Origin of the sequence: Ralstonia pickettii, assembly GCF_016466415.2 — a bacterium.
In the GTDB taxonomy this organism is placed as follows: Bacteria; Pseudomonadota; Gammaproteobacteria; order Burkholderiales; family Burkholderiaceae; genus Ralstonia; species Ralstonia pickettii.
Genome location: NZ_CP066771.1, coordinates 2,880,592 through 2,896,140, shown reverse-complemented (window position 1 = coordinate 2,896,140; position 15,549 = coordinate 2,880,592). Strand labels below are relative to the sequence as shown.

Genomic DNA, 15,549 nt, shown 5'->3' with positions numbered 1-15,549 from the left:
TCGGCGGGGTTTGTCACAATAGCGGTTTCGCCCAGCCCGCGCGTGACACCGCGCGCACCCGCCGTCCCGATGTACGACTCCCCCGCCATAGACCACGCGCTGCAGGCGCTGCCCGAAGACACCGCCGCCGCCACGCATGCGGTGCTGCACGATGTGTTCGGCTACAGCGCCTTCCGCGGCCCGCAGGCGGAGATCGTCGCGCACGTCGCCGACGGCGGCGATTGCCTAGTGCTGATGCCCACCGGCGGCGGCAAATCGCTTTGCTATCAGATACCTGCACTCGTGCGGCACCGGCGTGGGCAGGGCGCCGGCATTGTGGTTTCGCCGCTGATCGCGTTGATGCAGGACCAGGTGGCCGCGCTGGAAGAAGCCGGCGTGCGCGCCGCGTACCTCAACTCCGCGCTGACGGGCGCCGAGGCCGCGCAGGTCGAGCGCGATCTGGCGGCCGGGCGGCTGGACCTCGTCTACGTGGCGCCCGAGCGGTTGATGACGCCGCGCTTCCTCGATTTGCTTGAGCGATCGCGCATCGGCCTGTTCGCCATCGACGAAGCGCACTGCGTGTCGCAGTGGGGGCACGATTTCCGGCCGGAGTACATCCAGCTTTCCGTGCTGCACGAGCGTTTCCCGCACGTGCCTCGCATTGCGCTGACCGCCACGGCCGACGCCGTCACGCGCGACGAGATCGTCGAGCGGCTGGCGCTGACGGACGCGCGTGTCTTCCTCTCGAGCTTCGACCGCCCGAACATCCGCTACACCATCGTCGAGAAGGACAGCGCGCGGCAGCAGCTGCTGCGCTTCATCCGGGCCGAGCACATGGACGGCGACACCTGCGACGCCGGCATCGTCTATTGCCTGTCGCGCAAGAAGGTGGAAGAGACCGCGCAGTGGCTGGCCGAGCAGGGCATCCGCGCGCTGCCGTATCACGCCGGGATGGATTCCGACGTGCGCGCCCGCCATCAGGCGATCTTCCGCAAGGAGGAGGGCGTCGTGATGGTGGCGACCATCGCTTTCGGCATGGGCATCGACAAGCCGGACGTCCGCTTCGTTGCGCACCTCGATTTGCCCAAGAGCCTGGAGGGTTACTACCAGGAGACCGGCCGCGCGGGCCGCGACGGCCTGCCCGCCAACGCGTGGATGGCCTACGGCCTGGCCGACGTGGTGCAGCAGCGCCGCATGATCGACGAATCCGATGCGGACGACGTGCACAAGCGCGTATCAACCGCCAAGCTCGAAGCGCTGCTCGGCCTGTGCGAAGCCGCAACCTGCCGCCGCGTGGCGCTGCTTGCGTACTTCGGGGAAAGCAGCCAGCCCTGCGGCAACTGCGATACGTGCCTCACGCCGCCGCAAACCTGGGATGCCACGCGCGAGGCGCAGATGGCGCTGTCGTGTGCATACCGCGTGCAGCAGGCGAGCCGCGTGACCTTTGGCGCCGGCCAGCTCATCGATATCCTGCGCGGCAACGCAACTGAGCGCGTCAAACAGTGGCACCACGAAACGCTCTCTACCTTCGGCATCGGCAGCGAGCTGTCCGAAGCCGCGTGGCGCAGCGTATTCCGTCAGTTGGTTGCGCAGGGCTTGTTTGCTGTGGACCACGGCGGCCACGGTGCGCTGATCCTGACCGATGCCGCGCGCCCCGTGCTCAAGGGCGCGCAATCGGTGATCCTGCGCCGTCAGGCCGAGAAGGTGCGCGGGGCGTCGTCATCGTCGACGAAGAAGGAGCGTCGCGCCGATCCGGCCGCCGAGCTTTCCACCGAGGCGCAAATGCGCTGGCAGGCGTTGCGGGCCTGGCGGACGCAGGCCGCGCGCGAGCACAGCGTGCCGGCGTATGTGATCTTCCACGACGCCACGCTTGCGCGCATTGCCGAGACCGATCCGGATTCGCGCGAGGCGCTCGGCGAGCTGCCGGGTATCGGCATGGCCAAGTTGGACCGCTACGGCCAGGCGCTGCTCGACGTACTGGAGAAGTGCCGCGAGCAAGCCTAGGCGGACAGCGGCAGTGGCCCCATCGCGCCGGTGCTGCTCAGGTGGTCGCCCAGGAAATCGACAAACGCCCGCACCTTCGGTAGCAGGTGCACACGCTGCGTGAACACCGCGTGCAGCGGCACCTCCCGCGCCGTGTAGTCGGTCAGCACCGCCTGCAAGCGCCCAGCCGCAACATCGTCACGCACCAGATACGCTGGCCCCAGCGACACGCCCAGCCCTGACCGTGCGGCCTCGCGCAGCACCAGGCTGTTATTGGCGAGCATCGAGCCCGCGACGTGAGCGATATGACGATGGCCGGCGGCGTCCGTCAGCACCCAGTCGTGTGGCCCGTCGTAGTTGGCGTAGACGAGGCAGTTGTGATTGCGCAAATCCTCGGGCGACTGCGGAATGCCCCGCTCGCGAAAATACGATGGTGCCCCGTAGATGGCGTGTGCGCAATTCGCCAGCCGTCGCGCGACCAGCGACGAGTCCCCCAACATACCAATGCGGATCGCCACGTCAATGCGCCCCGCGACCAGATCCGCGTAGCGGTCGTTCATGTCCAGGTCGATCTGCACGGCGGGGTAGCGCGCCTGGAATGCGCCCAAGAGCGGCGCCAGCAATGTCACCGCAAACGAGGCCGGCGCCGACACCCGCAGCGTGCCGCGCGCCTCGTCGCGCAAGGCGCTCACGGCCTGCTCCGCTGCATCGACGAGCGCCAGGCCTTCGCGGCTTTTCTCGAAAAACGCTGCGCCCGCTTCGGTGAGCGACAGGCGCCGCGTTGTCCGTTGCAGCAGACGCGTCTGCAACCGCGCCTCCAGCCGCGCCAGCGCCTTGCTGATCACCCCGCGCGACATGCCCATCGCCTCGGCCGCCGCCGACAAGCTGCCGCGCTCCACTACCTGCACGAAGATCGCCACATCAGAGAGCCGGTCCATATTTGCGCGCATATGGAAACAATATGGCGCCAGAGCCTACCTTAATCCGCGCGAATCGGCTGGCTACGATGGGTCCTCCGAACCTTCGTCCTGTTCATCATGACTACCGAAGCTCCTGCCATCGCCGATCCCAACCCGCCCGCCGCCGACCGGCTCCCCCTGGGCGCCACGCCGCTGTTTGCCGTCGCCGTCGGGCTTATCGTCATCAACCTGTTCGGCATCCAGCCGCTCATTGCCGAGATCGCCGCGAGCATTGGCTGGACCACCGCCGCCGCTGGCTTGCTCGTCACCGCCACGCTCATCGGCTATGGCATCGGTCTGTTGCTGCTGATGCCGTTGACCGACCTGCAGGACAACCGCGCGCTGGCCTCGCGCACGCTGTGGGGCGCGGTGGCTTCGCTGGCGCTGACCACCGTCGCGCACAGCGGCCAGGTGCTGATGCTCGCCGCCTTCGCCATCGGCCTGACGTCGACTGTCATTCAGATGCTGATTGCGCTGGCGGGGCGCCTGGCCGCCGACCACCGGCGCGGGCGCGTGCTCGGTGACATCATGATCGGCCTGAACCTGGGCATCCTGCTCTCCCGCCCGGCCGCCAGCTTCATCGCAGCGCAGTGGGGGTGGCGGGCGTTTTACGGTGCTTCTGCGGTGGCGATTACCGTGCTGGCCGTCCTGCTGCCGCGCGTGATGCCGACCTTCGTGCCGCCGCGCACGTTGTCATACGGCGCGCTGCTGGGCTCGTATGGCAACCTGCTGCGCAGAGAGCCGGTGTTGCGTCGCCGTGCCGCTACGCAGGCCTTGCTGATGGCGGCGTTCACGCTGTTCTGGACGGCTGTGGCCCTGCGGTTGGCGGCAGCGCCGTTCCATCTTTCGCAAAATGGCATCGGGATCTTCGCGCTGTGCGGTGCGGCCGGTGTCGTGGCCGCGCCGATTGCCGGGCGGCTGGCGGATCGCGGTCTCGTGCGCGTGGGTACGCTGCTCGCGCACGGCTGCGCGGCAACGGGTCTGCTCGTGGCGCTGGCTTCGGCGCTGCTGCCGGGCCTGAGCGTCCCCGTCATGTTGACCATGCTGGTGGCCGCCGCGCTGCTGCTCGACTTTGGTGCCATCGGCGACCAGGCGCTCGGCCGCTACATGGTCAACACGCTGTCGCCGGAGATTCGCGGGCGTGTGAATGGTCTGTACACCGGGGCGTTCTTCTTTGGTGCGGCTGCAGGCGGCGGCTTGGCCGGTGTGGCTTGGGTGCGCGCCGGCTGGATCGGCGTATCGGTTCTCGCGCTCGGGTTTGTGGCGGCCGCTGCACTCGTTTTCGTATGGCCAGCCGGTGCGGCGCGTGCCATCGGCGCCACACCGCGCCGCTGCTGACCAACTCGCCCGTCGCTAGACTGGCGGCGTGCTTGACGCTTGCAAGACAGCCCGCTATAGTGCCAGATTCGAGTTTTTGGCTTCTGGTTTCGCGCGTCCATGCCCGGCAAATGCTGTGCAAGGCATCTGAAATCAGACGGGCTCGCGCTCTTTGGTCTTGATCTGTTCCCGCAGGTCCTCCCTTCAGAGCGTTCTGCTCGCCACTTCCATAAAACCCGATTGCGCCGTCCGCCTCACAAATGAGGCGTTCACGATATGTGAGCCGGCGATTTTTCAAAAACCAAGCTGGATTGAACAATGCCAACCATCAATCAACTGGTTCGCAAGCCCCGCGTCTCGGAAAAGCTGAAGAGCAAGAGCCCGGCACTTGAGAACTGCCCGCAGCGTCGCGGCGTGTGCACCCGCGTGTACACCACGACGCCGAAGAAGCCGAACTCGGCACTGCGTAAGGTCGCCAAGGTGCGCCTGACCAACGGTTTCGAAGTCATTTCGTACATCGGCGGTGAAGGCCACAACCTGCAAGAACACAGCGTCGTGCTGATCCGCGGCGGCCGTGTGAAGGACTTGCCGGGTGTGCGTTACCACATCGTGCGCGGCTCCCTTGACCTGCAAGGCGTCAAGGACCGTAAGCAAGCGCGTTCGAAGTACGGCGCGAAGCGTCCGAAGGCGGCCTAAGTCGTCAGTGAGATCGCGCCGCTTTTGCGGTCACGGTCTTGTCATGAGCAGGCGGTACAACGGTGCGTTTTTTGACCGCACTGGCACCGTCGAGTAAGTGGTCACCCGGCTCAGATTGTTGGAAGACAAGCTAGTTGGTGGCCGGAGAACCGAAGCGGTTCTCAACTGAACAGAGAAGGAAAGAAGATGCCACGTCGTCGTGAAGTCCCCAAGCGGGAAATTCTGCCGGACCCGAAGTTCGGCAATGTGGAAGTCGCCAAGTTCATGAACGTCCTGATGCTGGACGGCAAGAAGTCGGTGGCTGAACGTATCGTCTACGGTGCGTTCGACCAGATCGAAAAGAAAGCAGGCAAGGCGCCGATCGAGGTGTTCACGCTGGCTATCGGCAACATCAAGCCGGTGGTCGAAGTGAAGAGCCGTCGTGTTGGTGGCGCCAACTATCAGGTGCCGGTCGAAGTCCGGCCGTCGCGTCGTCTGGCATTGGCGATGCGTTGGCTGCGGGAAGCTGCGAAGAAGCGCAGCGAGAAGTCGATGGCCCTGCGTCTGGCTGGTGAGCTGCTCGAAGCCTCGGAAGGCCGCGGCGGCGCCATGAAGAAGCGCGACGAAGTGCACCGCATGGCTGAAGCCAACAAGGCGTTCTCGCACTTCCGCTTCTAAGCGACGCGACAACGTTGTTGGTTGCTGGGCGGGCTGTGTGCGCACATCTCGCCCATTTGTATTAGGGGCGCTTGGCCGTAGGCCAGCGCCCCGTTGACGAATCTGAGGATTAACCGTGGCTCGTAAGACCCCCATTGAGCGCTACCGTAACATCGGTATCTCCGCTCACATCGACGCCGGCAAGACCACCACGACCGAGCGGATCCTGTTCTACACCGGTGTGAACCACAAGATCGGTGAAGTGCATGATGGCGCCGCCACCATGGACTGGATGGAGCAGGAGCAAGAGCGCGGCATCACCATCACGTCTGCTGCGACCACCGCCTTCTGGAAGGGCATGGGCGGCAACTACCCCGAGCACCGCTTCAACATCATCGACACCCCGGGCCACGTGGACTTCACCATCGAGGTGGAGCGTTCCATGCGTGTGCTGGACGGCGCGTGCATGGTGTACTGCGCAGTGGGTGGCGTGCAGCCGCAGTCGGAAACCGTCTGGCGTCAGGCCAACAAGTACAAGGTGCCGCGTCTGGCGTTCGTCAACAAGATGGACCGTACCGGTGCGAACTTCTTCAAGGTCTACGACCAGCTGAAGACCCGTCTGAAGGCCAACCCGGTGCCCGTCGTGGTGCCCATCGGCGCTGAAGACGGCTTCCAGGGCGTCGTCGATCTGCTGGAAATGAAGGCGATCATTTGGGACGAAGCCAGCCAGGGCGTGAAGTTCGAATACCACGACATCCCGGCCAACCTGGTTGACGTCGCGAACGAGTGGCGCGAGAAGATGGTCGAGTCGGCAGCTGAAGCCAGCGAAGAGCTGATGGAAAAGTACCTGGGCGGCGAAGAGCTGTCCCGTGCTGAGATCGTCAAGGCACTGCGCGACCGTACCATCGCCTGCGAAATCCAGCCGATGCTGTGCGGCACCGCGTTCAAGAACAAGGGCGTGCAGCGCATGCTCGACGCCGTGATCGACTTCCTGCCGTCGCCCGTCGACATTCCGCCGGTTCAAGGCATCGACGAAAACGACGAAGAGAAGAAGCTCGAGCGCAAGGCAGACGACAACGAGAAATTCTCGGCGCTGGCGTTCAAGATCATGACCGACCCGTTCGTTGGTCAGCTGATCTTCTTCCGCGTCTACTCGGGCAAGATCAACTCCGGCGACACCGTGTACAACCCGGTGAAGCAGAAGAAGGAGCGTCTAGGCCGTATTCTTCAGATGCACGCCAACCAGCGCGAAGAAATCAAGGAAGTGCTGGCAGGCGACATCGCCGCTGCGGTGGGCCTGAAGGACGCCACCACGGGCGACACGCTGTGCGACCCGAGCGCTCCGATCATTCTCGAGCGCATGGTGTTCCCGGAGCCGGTGATCTCGCAGGCTGTCGAGCCGAAGACCAAGGCTGACCAGGAAAAGATGGGTATCGCCCTGAACCGCCTGGCTGCTGAAGATCCGTCGTTCCGTGTGCGTACTGATGAAGAATCGGGCCAGACCATCATTTCGGGTATGGGCGAGCTCCACCTCGAAATTCTGGTCGATCGCATGAAGCGCGAATTCGGCGTGGAAGCCAACATTGGCGCCCCGCAAGTTGCCTACCGCGAAACCATCCGCAAGAAGGTCGAAGACGTCGAAGGCAAGTTCGTCAAGCAGTCCGGCGGTCGCGGCCAGTACGGTCACGCTGTGATCACGCTGGAACCGGCGGACGAGGAGGCGAAGAAGGCTGGCAAGAACTTCGAATTCGTCGACGCCATCAAGGGCGGTGTGATTCCTCGCGAATACATTCCGGCGGTCGAGAAGGGTATCGTCGACACGCTGCCGGCCGGTATTCTGGCGGGCTTCCCGGTGGTGGACGTGAAGGTCACGCTGACGTTCGGTTCGTACCACGACGTGGACTCGAACGAAAACGCGTTCCGCATGGCCGGTTCGATGGCTTTCAAGGAAGCCATGCGCCGCGCCACGCCGGTTCTGCTGGAGCCGATGATGGCTGTGGAAGTGGAAACGCCGGAAGACTACACGGGTACCGTGATGGGCGACTTGTCGTCCCGCCGCGGCATCGTGCAGGGCATGGACGATATGGTGGGCGGCGGCAAGATCATCAAGGCCGAAGTCCCGCTGTCGGAAATGTTCGGTTATTCGACGTCGCTGCGCTCGCAAACGCAGGGCCGCGCTACGTACACCATGGAATTCAAGCAATACGCTGAGGCGCCGAAGAACATCGCCGAAGCTGTGATGGCTGCCAAGGGTACGAAGTAATCAACGTGTTTTGGCGGCGCGCGCGTGCGTGCCGCCTGCATCCCAAATCTAGTAATTAGCCGATTCCGAATTGAGGAGCTGACATGGCAAAGGAAAAGTTCGAGCGGACCAAGCCGCACGTGAACGTTGGTACGATTGGTCACGTTGACCACGGCAAGACGACGCTGACCGCAGCGATCGCAACCGTGCTGTCGAGCAAGTTCGGTGGTACCGCTAAGAAGTACGACGAAATCGACGCAGCGCCGGAAGAAAAGGCACGCGGCATTACGATCAACACCGCGCACATCGAGTACGAAACGGCCAACCGCCACTACGCGCACGTTGACTGCCCGGGCCACGCCGACTACGTCAAGAACATGATCACCGGTGCCGCCCAGATGGACGGCGCCATCCTGGTGTGCTCGGCCGCTGACGGCCCGATGCCGCAAACGCGTGAGCACATCCTGCTGGCCCGTCAGGTCGGCGTGCCGTACATCATCGTCTTCCTGAACAAGTGCGACATGGTGGACGACGCTGAGCTGCTGGAGCTGGTCGAGATGGAAGTGCGCGAACTTCTGTCGAAGTACGACTTCCCGGGCGACGACACCCCGATCATCAAGGGTTCGGCCAAGCTGGCGCTCGAAGGCGACAAGGGCGAACTGGGCGAAGTGGCCATCATGAACCTGGCCGACGCACTGGACACCTACATCCCGACGCCGGAGCGCGCTGTTGACGGTACGTTCCTGATGCCGGTGGAAGACGTGTTCTCGATCTCGGGTCGCGGCACCGTGGTGACCGGCCGTATCGAGCGCGGCGTGATCAAGGTCGGCGAAGAAATCGAAATCGTCGGTATCGCCATGGACGGCGACAAGCCGAAGATCGACAAGACGACCTGCACGGGCGTGGAAATGTTCCGCAAGCTGCTGGACCAAGGTCAGGCAGGCGACAACGTCGGTATTCTGCTGCGCGGCACGAAGCGCGAAGACGTCCAGCGTGGCCAAGTGCTGGCCAAGCCGGGCTCGATCAAGCCGCACACGGAATTCACGGGCGAGGTCTACATCCTGTCGAAGGACGAAGGCGGCCGTCACACGCCGTTCTTCAACAACTATCGCCCGCAGTTCTACTTCCGTACGACGGACGTGACCGGCTCGATCGCCCTGCCGGAAGGCAAGGAAATGGTCATGCCGGGCGACAACGTGTCGATCACCGTCAAGCTGATCGCCCCGATCGCCATGGAAGAAGGTCTGCGCTTCGCAATCCGTGAAGGTGGTCGTACCGTCGGTGCTGGCGTCGTTGCCAAGATCCTGAAGTAAAAGGCGGATTGATGCGCTGTTCCTCGCAAGGGGTGCGGCGCATCGCCTGTTGCATCGCTCTTTCAATCTACCGGCGGCCCGGCCGCCATGCTCTTTAAGGAAACATCATGCAGAACCAGAAGATCCGTATCCGCCTGAAGGCTTTCGACTATCGCCTGATCGACCAGTCGGCCGCTGAAATCGTCGAGACCGCCAAGCGCACCGGCGCGATCGTCAAGGGCCCGGTGCCCCTGCCGACTCGCATCCAGCGTTTCGACGTTCTGCGTTCGCCGCACGTCAACAAGACCAGTCGCGACCAGTTCGAAATCCGCACGCACCAGCGCCTGATGGACATCGTCGACCCGACGGATAAGACTGTCGACGCGCTGATGAAGCTGGACCTGCCGGCCGGTGTGGACGTCGAGATCAAGCTGCAATAAGCAAGACAACGCTGCCGGATCCTTCCGGTAACGGGCAGACGGCGAGCCAAGTGCTCGCCGTTTTGCTTTTGAGGTGGCGGATGTTGCATTGCACACGACGTCCGGGCGCTATCCGGCAATCGGCCTTGCATATTGTTCGTAACCGGGATATATTGTAGGGCTACCCCTTTAGTCAGGGGAGTGGGCTGGCCATTTGGCCTCGCGCCGTCTCTTTAGGCGCAGTCCAGTTCAAGATTCGTAGTATCAATCAGCCCCGGCCAATCGCAGCTGGGAATGGAGCAAACCATGAGCCTTGGCCTTGTAGGTCGCAAGGTTGGCATGACCCGTATTTTCACGGACGACGGCGATTCGATTCCCGTCACCGTGCTCGAGGTCGGCGACAACCGCGTGACGCAAATCAAGACGGACGAGACCGACGGTTATACCGCGGTTCAAGTCACCTTCGGCACCCGACGCGCCAGCCGCGTCACCAAGCCGCTGGCGGGTCATCTCGCCAAAGCCGGCGTGGAAGCGGGCGAAGTCATCAAAGAATTCCGAGTGGATGCCGCTCGTGCCGCTGAATTCCAGCCTGGCGCGAACATCAGCGTCGACCTGTTCGAAGTCGGTCAGAAGATCGACGTCCAGGGTGTGACGATTGGTAAGGGCTACGCCGGTACCATCAAGCGCTACAACTTCTCGTCGGGCCGCGCCTCGCACGGTAACTCGCGCTCGCACAACGTGCCGGGCTCGATCGGTATGGCGCAGGATCCGGGTCGCGTGTTCCCGGGTAAGCGCATGACCGGTCACATGGGTGACGTCACCCGTACCGTCCAGAATCTGGAAATCGCCAAGATCGACGCAGAGCGCAAGCTGCTGCTGGTCAAGGGTGCGATTCCGGGCGCCAAGGGCGGTCAAGTCATCGTCACGCCGGCCGTGAAGGCCCGCGCCAAGAAGGCATAAGGAGCAAACGCATGGAACTGAAGCTGCTCCAGGACAACGGTCAACTCGGCGCCGGCGTTGCTGCCTCGCCGGAAGTGTTCGGCCGTGACTACAACGAAGCCCTCGTTCACCAAGTCGTCGTCGCTTACCAGGCCAACGCTCGCAGCGGTAACCGTAAGCAGAAGGACCGTGAAGAGGTCAAGCACACGACCAAGAAGCCGTGGCGTCAAAAGGGTACGGGCCGCGCCCGTGCAGGTATGAGCTCCTCCCCGCTGTGGCGCGGGGGTGGTCGTATCTTCCCGAACAGCCCGGAAGAAAACTTCTCGCAGAAGGTCAACAAGAAGATGTACCGCGCCGGCATGCGCTCGATTTATTCGCAGCTCGCCCGTGAAGGTCGCATCAACGTCGTTGACAGCCTGTCCGTCGACGCGCCCAAAACCAAGCTGCTGGCCGACAAGTTCCGCGCCATGGGCCTGGATTCGGTGCTCGTGATTACCGATAACCTGGACGAAAACCTCTTCCTGGCATCGCGCAACCTGGCGCACGTGCTCGTGGTTGAGCCGCGTCACGCCGACCCGCTGTCGCTCGTGCACTACAAGAAGGTGCTCGTGACCAAGGCAGCCGTCGCGCAGATCGAGGAGTTGCTGAAATGACGCAAGTTGCCAAGAACGACCATCGCCTCATGCAGGTGCTGCTGGCACCTGTGGTGTCTGAAAAGGCAACCCTGGTGGCCGAGAAGAACGAACAGGTAGTGTTCGAAGTGGCTCGCGACGCCAACAAGGGCGAAGTGAAGGCTGCTGTCGAGCTGCTGTTCAAGGTCGAAGTCGAGTCCGTCCAGATCCTGAACCAGAAGGGCAAGCAAAAGCGCTTCGGCCGCTTCATGGGTCGTCGTGACCACGTGAAGAAGGCCTATGTGTCGCTGAAGCCGGGCCAGGAAATCAATTTTGAAGCGGAGGCCAAGTAATCATGGCACTCGTCAAAACCAAGCCGACATCGCCGGGCCGCCGCTCGATGGTGAAGGTCGTTAACCCCGACCTTCACAAGGGCGCGCCGCACGCTCCGCTGCTGGAAAAGCAAATCCAGAAGTCGGGTCGTAACAACAACGGCCACATCACCACCCGTCATAAGGGCGGTGGTCACAAGCATCACTATCGCATCGTCGATTTCAAGCGTAACGACAAGGACGGTATCCCGGCCAAGATCGAACGCCTGGAATACGATCCGAACCGTAGCGCCAACATCGCACTCGTGCTGTTCGCTGACGGCGAGCGCCGCTACATCATCGCCCCGAAGGGCGCTGTGGTTGGCCAAGCCATCGCTAACGGATCGGAAGCGCCGATCAAGGCCGGTAACAACCTGCCGATCCGCAACATCCCGGTCGGTACGACGATCCACTGCGTGGAAATCCTGCCGGGCAAGGGCGCTCAAGTTGCCCGTTCGGCCGGTACGTCCGCCGTGCTGCTGGCTCGCGAAGGCATTTACGCTCAAGTGCGTCTGCGCTCGGGTGAGGTGCGCCGCGTGCACATCGAGTGCCGCGCGACCATTGGTGAAGTCGGCAACGAAGAGCACAGCCTGCGCCAGATCGGCAAGGCCGGTGCAACCCGTTGGCGCGGAATTCGCCCGACCGTTCGCGGTGTGGTGATGAACCCGGTCGACCACCCGCATGGTGGTGGTGAAGGCAAGACTGCAGCAGGCCGTGATCCGGTGTCCCCGTGGGGCACGCCGACCAAGGGCTACCGCACCCGTCGTAACAAGCGCACTGACAGCATGATCGTTCAGCGCCGTCACAAGCGTTAATCGGTAGGTAGGAGCTTAGATATGACTCGTTCCGTAAAAAAGGGTCCTTTCATTGACGCCCACCTGCTGAAGAAGGTTGAGGCGGCAGTGCAGACGAAGGACAAGAAGCCCATCAAGACGTGGTCGCGTCGTTCGACCATTCTGCCGGACTTCATCGGCCTGACGATTGCCGTTCACAACGGCCGTCAGCACGTGCCCGTGTATGTCACGGAAAACATGGTTGGCCACAAGCTCGGCGAATTTGCGCTCACGCGTACGTTCAAGGGCCACGCTGCCGACAAGAAAGCGAAGCGATAAGGGGCAATCATGGAAGTTAAAGCGATTCATCGCGGCGCCCGTATCTCCGCACAGAAGACGCGCCTGGTCGCTGACCAGATCCGCGGCCTGTCGATCGAGCGCGCGCTCAACGTGCTGACGTTCAGCCCGAAGAAGGCGGCTGGCATCGTGAAGAAGGTGGTTGAGTCCGCCATCGCGAACGCCGAGCACAATGAAGGCGCCGATATCGACGAGCTGAAGGTCAAGTCGATCTACATCGACAAGGCCACGTCGCTCAAGCGCTTCACGGCGCGTGCGAAGGGCCGTGGCAACCGCATCGAGAAACAAACCTGTCACATCACTGTGACGCTGGGCAACTAAGGGGTCACGATGGGACAGAAGATTCATCCGACTGGCTTCCGTCTGGCTGTCAGCCGTAACTGGGCATCGCGTTGGTACGCGAGCAACACCCAGTTTGCCGGCATGCTCAAGGAAGACATCGAGGTTCGCGAGTTTCTGAAGAAGAAGCTGAAGAACGCGTCGGTGGGCCGCGTGGTCATCGAGCGTCCGGCCAAGAATGCTCGTATCACCATTTACAGCTCGCGTCCGGGCGTGGTGATCGGCAAGAAGGGCGAGGACATCGAACTGCTGAAGGCTGAACTGCAGCGTCGCATGGGCGTGCCCGTGCACGTGAACATCGAAGAAATCCGCAAGCCGGAAGTCGATGCACAGCTGATCGCCGATTCGATCACGCAGCAGCTCGAGCGCCGCATCATGTTCCGTCGCGCAATGAAGCGCGCGATGCAGAACGCGATGCGTCTGGGTGCCCAAGGCATCAAGATCATGAGCTCGGGCCGTCTGAACGGCATCGAAATCGCCCGTACCGAGTGGTACCGCGAAGGCCGTGTGCCCCTGCACACGCTGCGCGCCGATATCGACTACGGCTTCTCCGAAGCGGAAACCACCTACGGCATCATCGGTGTCAAGGTGTGGGTGTACAAGGGTGACCACCTCGGTCGCAACGACGCACCCGTCGTGGAAGAGCCGCAAGAAGAGCGCCGCAAGCGTCCGGGTCGCCCGGAAGGTCGTCGCCGTGAGGGCGAAGGTCGCCCGGCCGGTCAGCGCCGCGGTGCTGGTGCAGGTGCCCGTCGTGGCGCCGACGCCAAGACTGGAGAATAAACATGCTGCAACCTAAGCGCAGGAAGTACCGCAAGGAGCAGAAGGGCCGTAACACCGGTATCGCGACGCGCGGCAACGCAGTCTCGTTCGGCGAGTTCGGTCTGAAGGCGATGGGCCGCGGCCGTCTGACCGCACGTCAGATTGAGTCGGCCCGTCGTGCGATGACCCGTCACATCAAGCGTGGCGGCCGCATTTGGATCCGGATTTTCCCGGACAAGCCGATCTCGAAGAAGCCTGCCGAAGTCCGTATGGGTAACGGTAAGGGCAACCCGGAATACTACGTGGCTGAAATTCAGCCGGGCAAGATGCTGTACGAAATGGACGGCGTTGGCGAAGAACTGGCACGCGAGGCATTCCGCCTGGCCGCTGCCAAGCTGCCGATCGCGACCAGCTTCGTGGTGCGTCAGGTCGGAACGTAAGGAGCACACACCATGAAAGCATCCGAACTGCGCGACAAAGATGTCGCCGGGCTGAACCAGGAGCTCTCCGAGCTGCTGAAGGCCCAATTTGGCCTGCGCATGCAAAAAGCGACGCAACAGCTGCAGAACACCAGCCAGCTGAAGAAGGTGCGTCGTGACATCGCGCGTGTCCGCACCGTGCTGGGCCAGAAGGGGAACCAGAAATGACTGAAGCCGCAACGTCCCTGAAGCGCACGCTCGTCGGTCGCGTTGTCAGCAACAAGATGGACAAGACTGTTACTGTCCTGATCGAAAACCGCGTGAAACATCCGCTGTACGGCAAGTACGTGGTGCGCTCTAAGAAATACCATGCGCACGACGAAGCCAACCAGTACAACGAAGGCGACAAGGTTGAGATCACGGAATCGCGTCCGCTCTCCCGCACGAAGTCGTGGGTGGTGTCGCGTCTGCTTGAAGCTGCACGCGTGATCTAAAACAACAGCGGAGCAGTTTGCTGTTGCAAGGCCGAGATTATGTGATATAGTCTCGGTCTTTCCCTTTCAGAGGGTGGCTGGCAAATCTGCTGGTGGCTCGGGTGAGGGAAAAAGCGAATGGGCCAGGCGGCAATCGCCGTCGGGCAGCTACCGACTTCAAGTTGATCAACCCAATCGCAGTTGGCGCAATGCCAGCAGCCGGCGGGACCAAGACTGATCGCCTCTGCGCATTGTGCGTTTGGCGAATTAAGTTGGGACGAGAACACCATGATTCAGACAGAAAGCCGGCTCGAAGTGGCCGATAACACGGGTGCGCGTGAAGTCATGTGCATCAAGGTGCTGGGCGGCTCGAAGCGCCGCTACGCCAGCGTCGGCGACATCATCAAGGTCAGCGTCAAGGACGCTGCCCCGCGTGGTCGCGTGAAGAAGGGCGATATCTACAATGCCGTGGTGGTGCGTACCGCCAAGGGCGTGCGCCGTCCCGACGGCTCGCTCATCAAGTTCGACGGCAATGCCGCCGTGCTGCTGAACACCAAGCTTGAGCCGATCGGCACCCGTATCTTCGGGCCGGTCACTCGCGAACTCCGTACCGAGCGCTTCATGAAGATCGTGTCGCTCGCGCCGGAAGTGCTGTAAACGGAGGCCGCATGAACAAGATTCGCAAGGGCGATCGCGTCATCGTCCGTACCGGTAAAGACAAGGGCAAGCAAGGTACTGTGCTGGCCGTGCTCGCCGAGCATGTGACGGTTGAAGGCGTGAACGTTGCCAAGAAGCACGTGCGTCCGAACCCGATGCTGGGTACCACGGGTGGTGTGGTCGACAAGGTCATGCCCATCCATATTTCGAACGTTGCGCTCGTGGATGCCAATGGCAAGCCGTCGCGCGTCGGCATCAAGGTTGAAGGCGGCGTGAAGACGCGCGTGCTGAAGACCACCGGTGCTGCCGTCGGCGCTTGATTCTGGGC

The 15,549-nt window shown here is 62.6% G+C and carries 20 protein-coding genes; 19 read left to right on the top strand and 1 reads right to left on the bottom strand.

Annotated features, from left to right (window positions below):
• Window positions 1-69: 69 nt before the first annotated feature.
• The gene (recQ, locus tag RP6297_RS13735) at window positions 70-1,983 is read left to right on the top strand and encodes a DNA helicase RecQ (RefSeq protein WP_009241886.1); all 1,914 of its coding nucleotides are present in this window, start codon (window positions 70-72) and stop codon (window positions 1,981-1,983) included.
• Here recQ and RP6297_RS13730 read toward each other — a convergent pair.
• Window positions 1,980-2,900, bottom strand: a complete 921-nt coding sequence (locus RP6297_RS13730; protein ID WP_009241887.1) for a LysR family transcriptional regulator — start codon at window positions 2,898-2,900, stop codon at window positions 1,980-1,982. The genes recQ and RP6297_RS13730 overlap by 4 nt on opposite strands.
• A 99-nt stretch (window positions 2,901-2,999) precedes the next feature.
• Between RP6297_RS13730 and RP6297_RS13725 the strand changes: the two genes are divergently transcribed.
• The 18 genes from RP6297_RS13725 to rplX all read left to right on the top strand — a co-directional run bounded on the left by RP6297_RS13725 (window position 3,000) and on the right by rplX (window position 15,541).
• Complete coding sequence (locus RP6297_RS13725) at window positions 3,000-4,259, top strand: MFS transporter (RefSeq protein WP_009241888.1); 1,260 nt, start codon at window positions 3,000-3,002, stop codon at window positions 4,257-4,259.
• A gap of 297 nt (window positions 4,260-4,556) precedes the next feature.
• Complete coding sequence (gene rpsL / locus RP6297_RS13720; RefSeq protein WP_003265519.1) at window positions 4,557-4,934, top strand: 30S ribosomal protein S12; 378 nt, start codon at window positions 4,557-4,559, stop codon at window positions 4,932-4,934.
• Between the two features lie 186 nt (window positions 4,935-5,120).
• The gene (gene rpsG, locus RP6297_RS13715; RefSeq protein WP_004634470.1) at window positions 5,121-5,591 is read left to right on the top strand and encodes a 30S ribosomal protein S7; all 471 of its coding nucleotides are present in this window, start codon (window positions 5,121-5,123) and stop codon (window positions 5,589-5,591) included.
• 115 nt (window positions 5,592-5,706) lie between these two features.
• Window positions 5,707-7,833, top strand: a complete 2,127-nt coding sequence (gene fusA, locus RP6297_RS13710) for an elongation factor G (RefSeq protein ID WP_009241889.1) — start codon at window positions 5,707-5,709, stop codon at window positions 7,831-7,833.
• Window positions 7,834-7,916: 83 nt separating this feature from the next.
• Window positions 7,917-9,125 (top strand): elongation factor Tu, encoded by a 1,209-nt coding sequence (gene tuf / locus RP6297_RS13705; protein ID WP_009241890.1) that lies wholly within the window; start codon window positions 7,917-7,919, stop codon window positions 9,123-9,125.
• A gap of 107 nt (window positions 9,126-9,232) precedes the next feature.
• Entirely contained in the window at window positions 9,233-9,544 is a 312-nt protein-coding gene (gene rpsJ, locus RP6297_RS13700) for a 30S ribosomal protein S10 (RefSeq protein ID WP_004634473.1), read from the top strand.
• A 285-nt stretch (window positions 9,545-9,829) separates the two neighbouring features.
• The gene (rplC, locus tag RP6297_RS13695; protein WP_004634474.1) at window positions 9,830-10,483 is read left to right on the top strand and encodes a 50S ribosomal protein L3; all 654 of its coding nucleotides are present in this window, start codon (window positions 9,830-9,832) and stop codon (window positions 10,481-10,483) included.
• A gap of 11 nt (window positions 10,484-10,494) precedes the next feature.
• Window positions 10,495-11,115: a 50S ribosomal protein L4 gene (rplD, locus tag RP6297_RS13690; protein WP_004634475.1), complete on the top strand. Its 621-nt coding sequence runs from the start codon at window positions 10,495-10,497 to the stop codon at window positions 11,113-11,115.
• Window positions 11,112-11,426 carry a 50S ribosomal protein L23 gene (rplW, locus tag RP6297_RS13685; RefSeq protein WP_004634476.1) on the top strand — a complete coding sequence of 105 codons (315 nt, stop codon included), beginning with the start codon at window positions 11,112-11,114 and terminating at the stop codon, window positions 11,424-11,426. The genes rplD and rplW overlap by 4 nt, the downstream gene beginning before the upstream one ends.
• Window positions 11,427-11,428: 2 nt before the next feature.
• Window positions 11,429-12,259, top strand: coding sequence for a 50S ribosomal protein L2 (rplB, locus tag RP6297_RS13680; protein ID WP_009241891.1), 831 nt, complete (start codon window positions 11,429-11,431; stop codon window positions 12,257-12,259).
• A 21-nt stretch (window positions 12,260-12,280) separates the two neighbouring features.
• Window positions 12,281-12,556 (top strand): 30S ribosomal protein S19, encoded by a 276-nt coding sequence (gene rpsS, locus RP6297_RS13675; RefSeq protein ID WP_004634478.1) that lies wholly within the window; start codon window positions 12,281-12,283, stop codon window positions 12,554-12,556.
• Window positions 12,557-12,565: 9 nt separating this feature from the next.
• A complete protein-coding gene (gene rplV / locus RP6297_RS13670) occupies window positions 12,566-12,895 on the top strand; it encodes a 50S ribosomal protein L22 (protein ID WP_004634479.1) in 330 nt (109 codons plus the stop codon).
• Between the two features lie 9 nt (window positions 12,896-12,904).
• The gene (gene rpsC, locus RP6297_RS13665; RefSeq protein ID WP_009241892.1) at window positions 12,905-13,693 is read left to right on the top strand and encodes a 30S ribosomal protein S3; all 789 of its coding nucleotides are present in this window, start codon (window positions 12,905-12,907) and stop codon (window positions 13,691-13,693) included.
• Between the two features lie 2 nt (window positions 13,694-13,695).
• Window positions 13,696-14,112 carry a 50S ribosomal protein L16 gene (gene rplP / locus RP6297_RS13660; RefSeq protein ID WP_003264123.1) on the top strand — a complete coding sequence of 139 codons (417 nt, stop codon included), beginning with the start codon at window positions 13,696-13,698 and terminating at the stop codon, window positions 14,110-14,112.
• Between the two features lie 12 nt (window positions 14,113-14,124).
• Window positions 14,125-14,319, top strand: a complete 195-nt coding sequence (gene rpmC / locus RP6297_RS13655; RefSeq protein WP_004634481.1) for a 50S ribosomal protein L29 — start codon at window positions 14,125-14,127, stop codon at window positions 14,317-14,319.
• Window positions 14,316-14,585 carry a 30S ribosomal protein S17 gene (rpsQ, locus tag RP6297_RS13650; protein WP_004634482.1) on the top strand — a complete coding sequence of 90 codons (270 nt, stop codon included), beginning with the start codon at window positions 14,316-14,318 and terminating at the stop codon, window positions 14,583-14,585. The genes rpmC and rpsQ overlap by 4 nt, the downstream gene beginning before the upstream one ends.
• Window positions 14,586-14,852: 267 nt before the next feature.
• Window positions 14,853-15,221, top strand: coding sequence for a 50S ribosomal protein L14 (rplN, locus tag RP6297_RS13645; protein ID WP_003264129.1), 369 nt, complete (start codon window positions 14,853-14,855; stop codon window positions 15,219-15,221).
• 11 nt (window positions 15,222-15,232) lie between these two features.
• Window positions 15,233-15,541: a 50S ribosomal protein L24 gene (gene rplX, locus RP6297_RS13640; protein WP_009241893.1), complete on the top strand. Its 309-nt coding sequence runs from the start codon at window positions 15,233-15,235 to the stop codon at window positions 15,539-15,541.
• The last annotated feature ends 8 nt before the right edge of the window (window positions 15,542-15,549 follow it).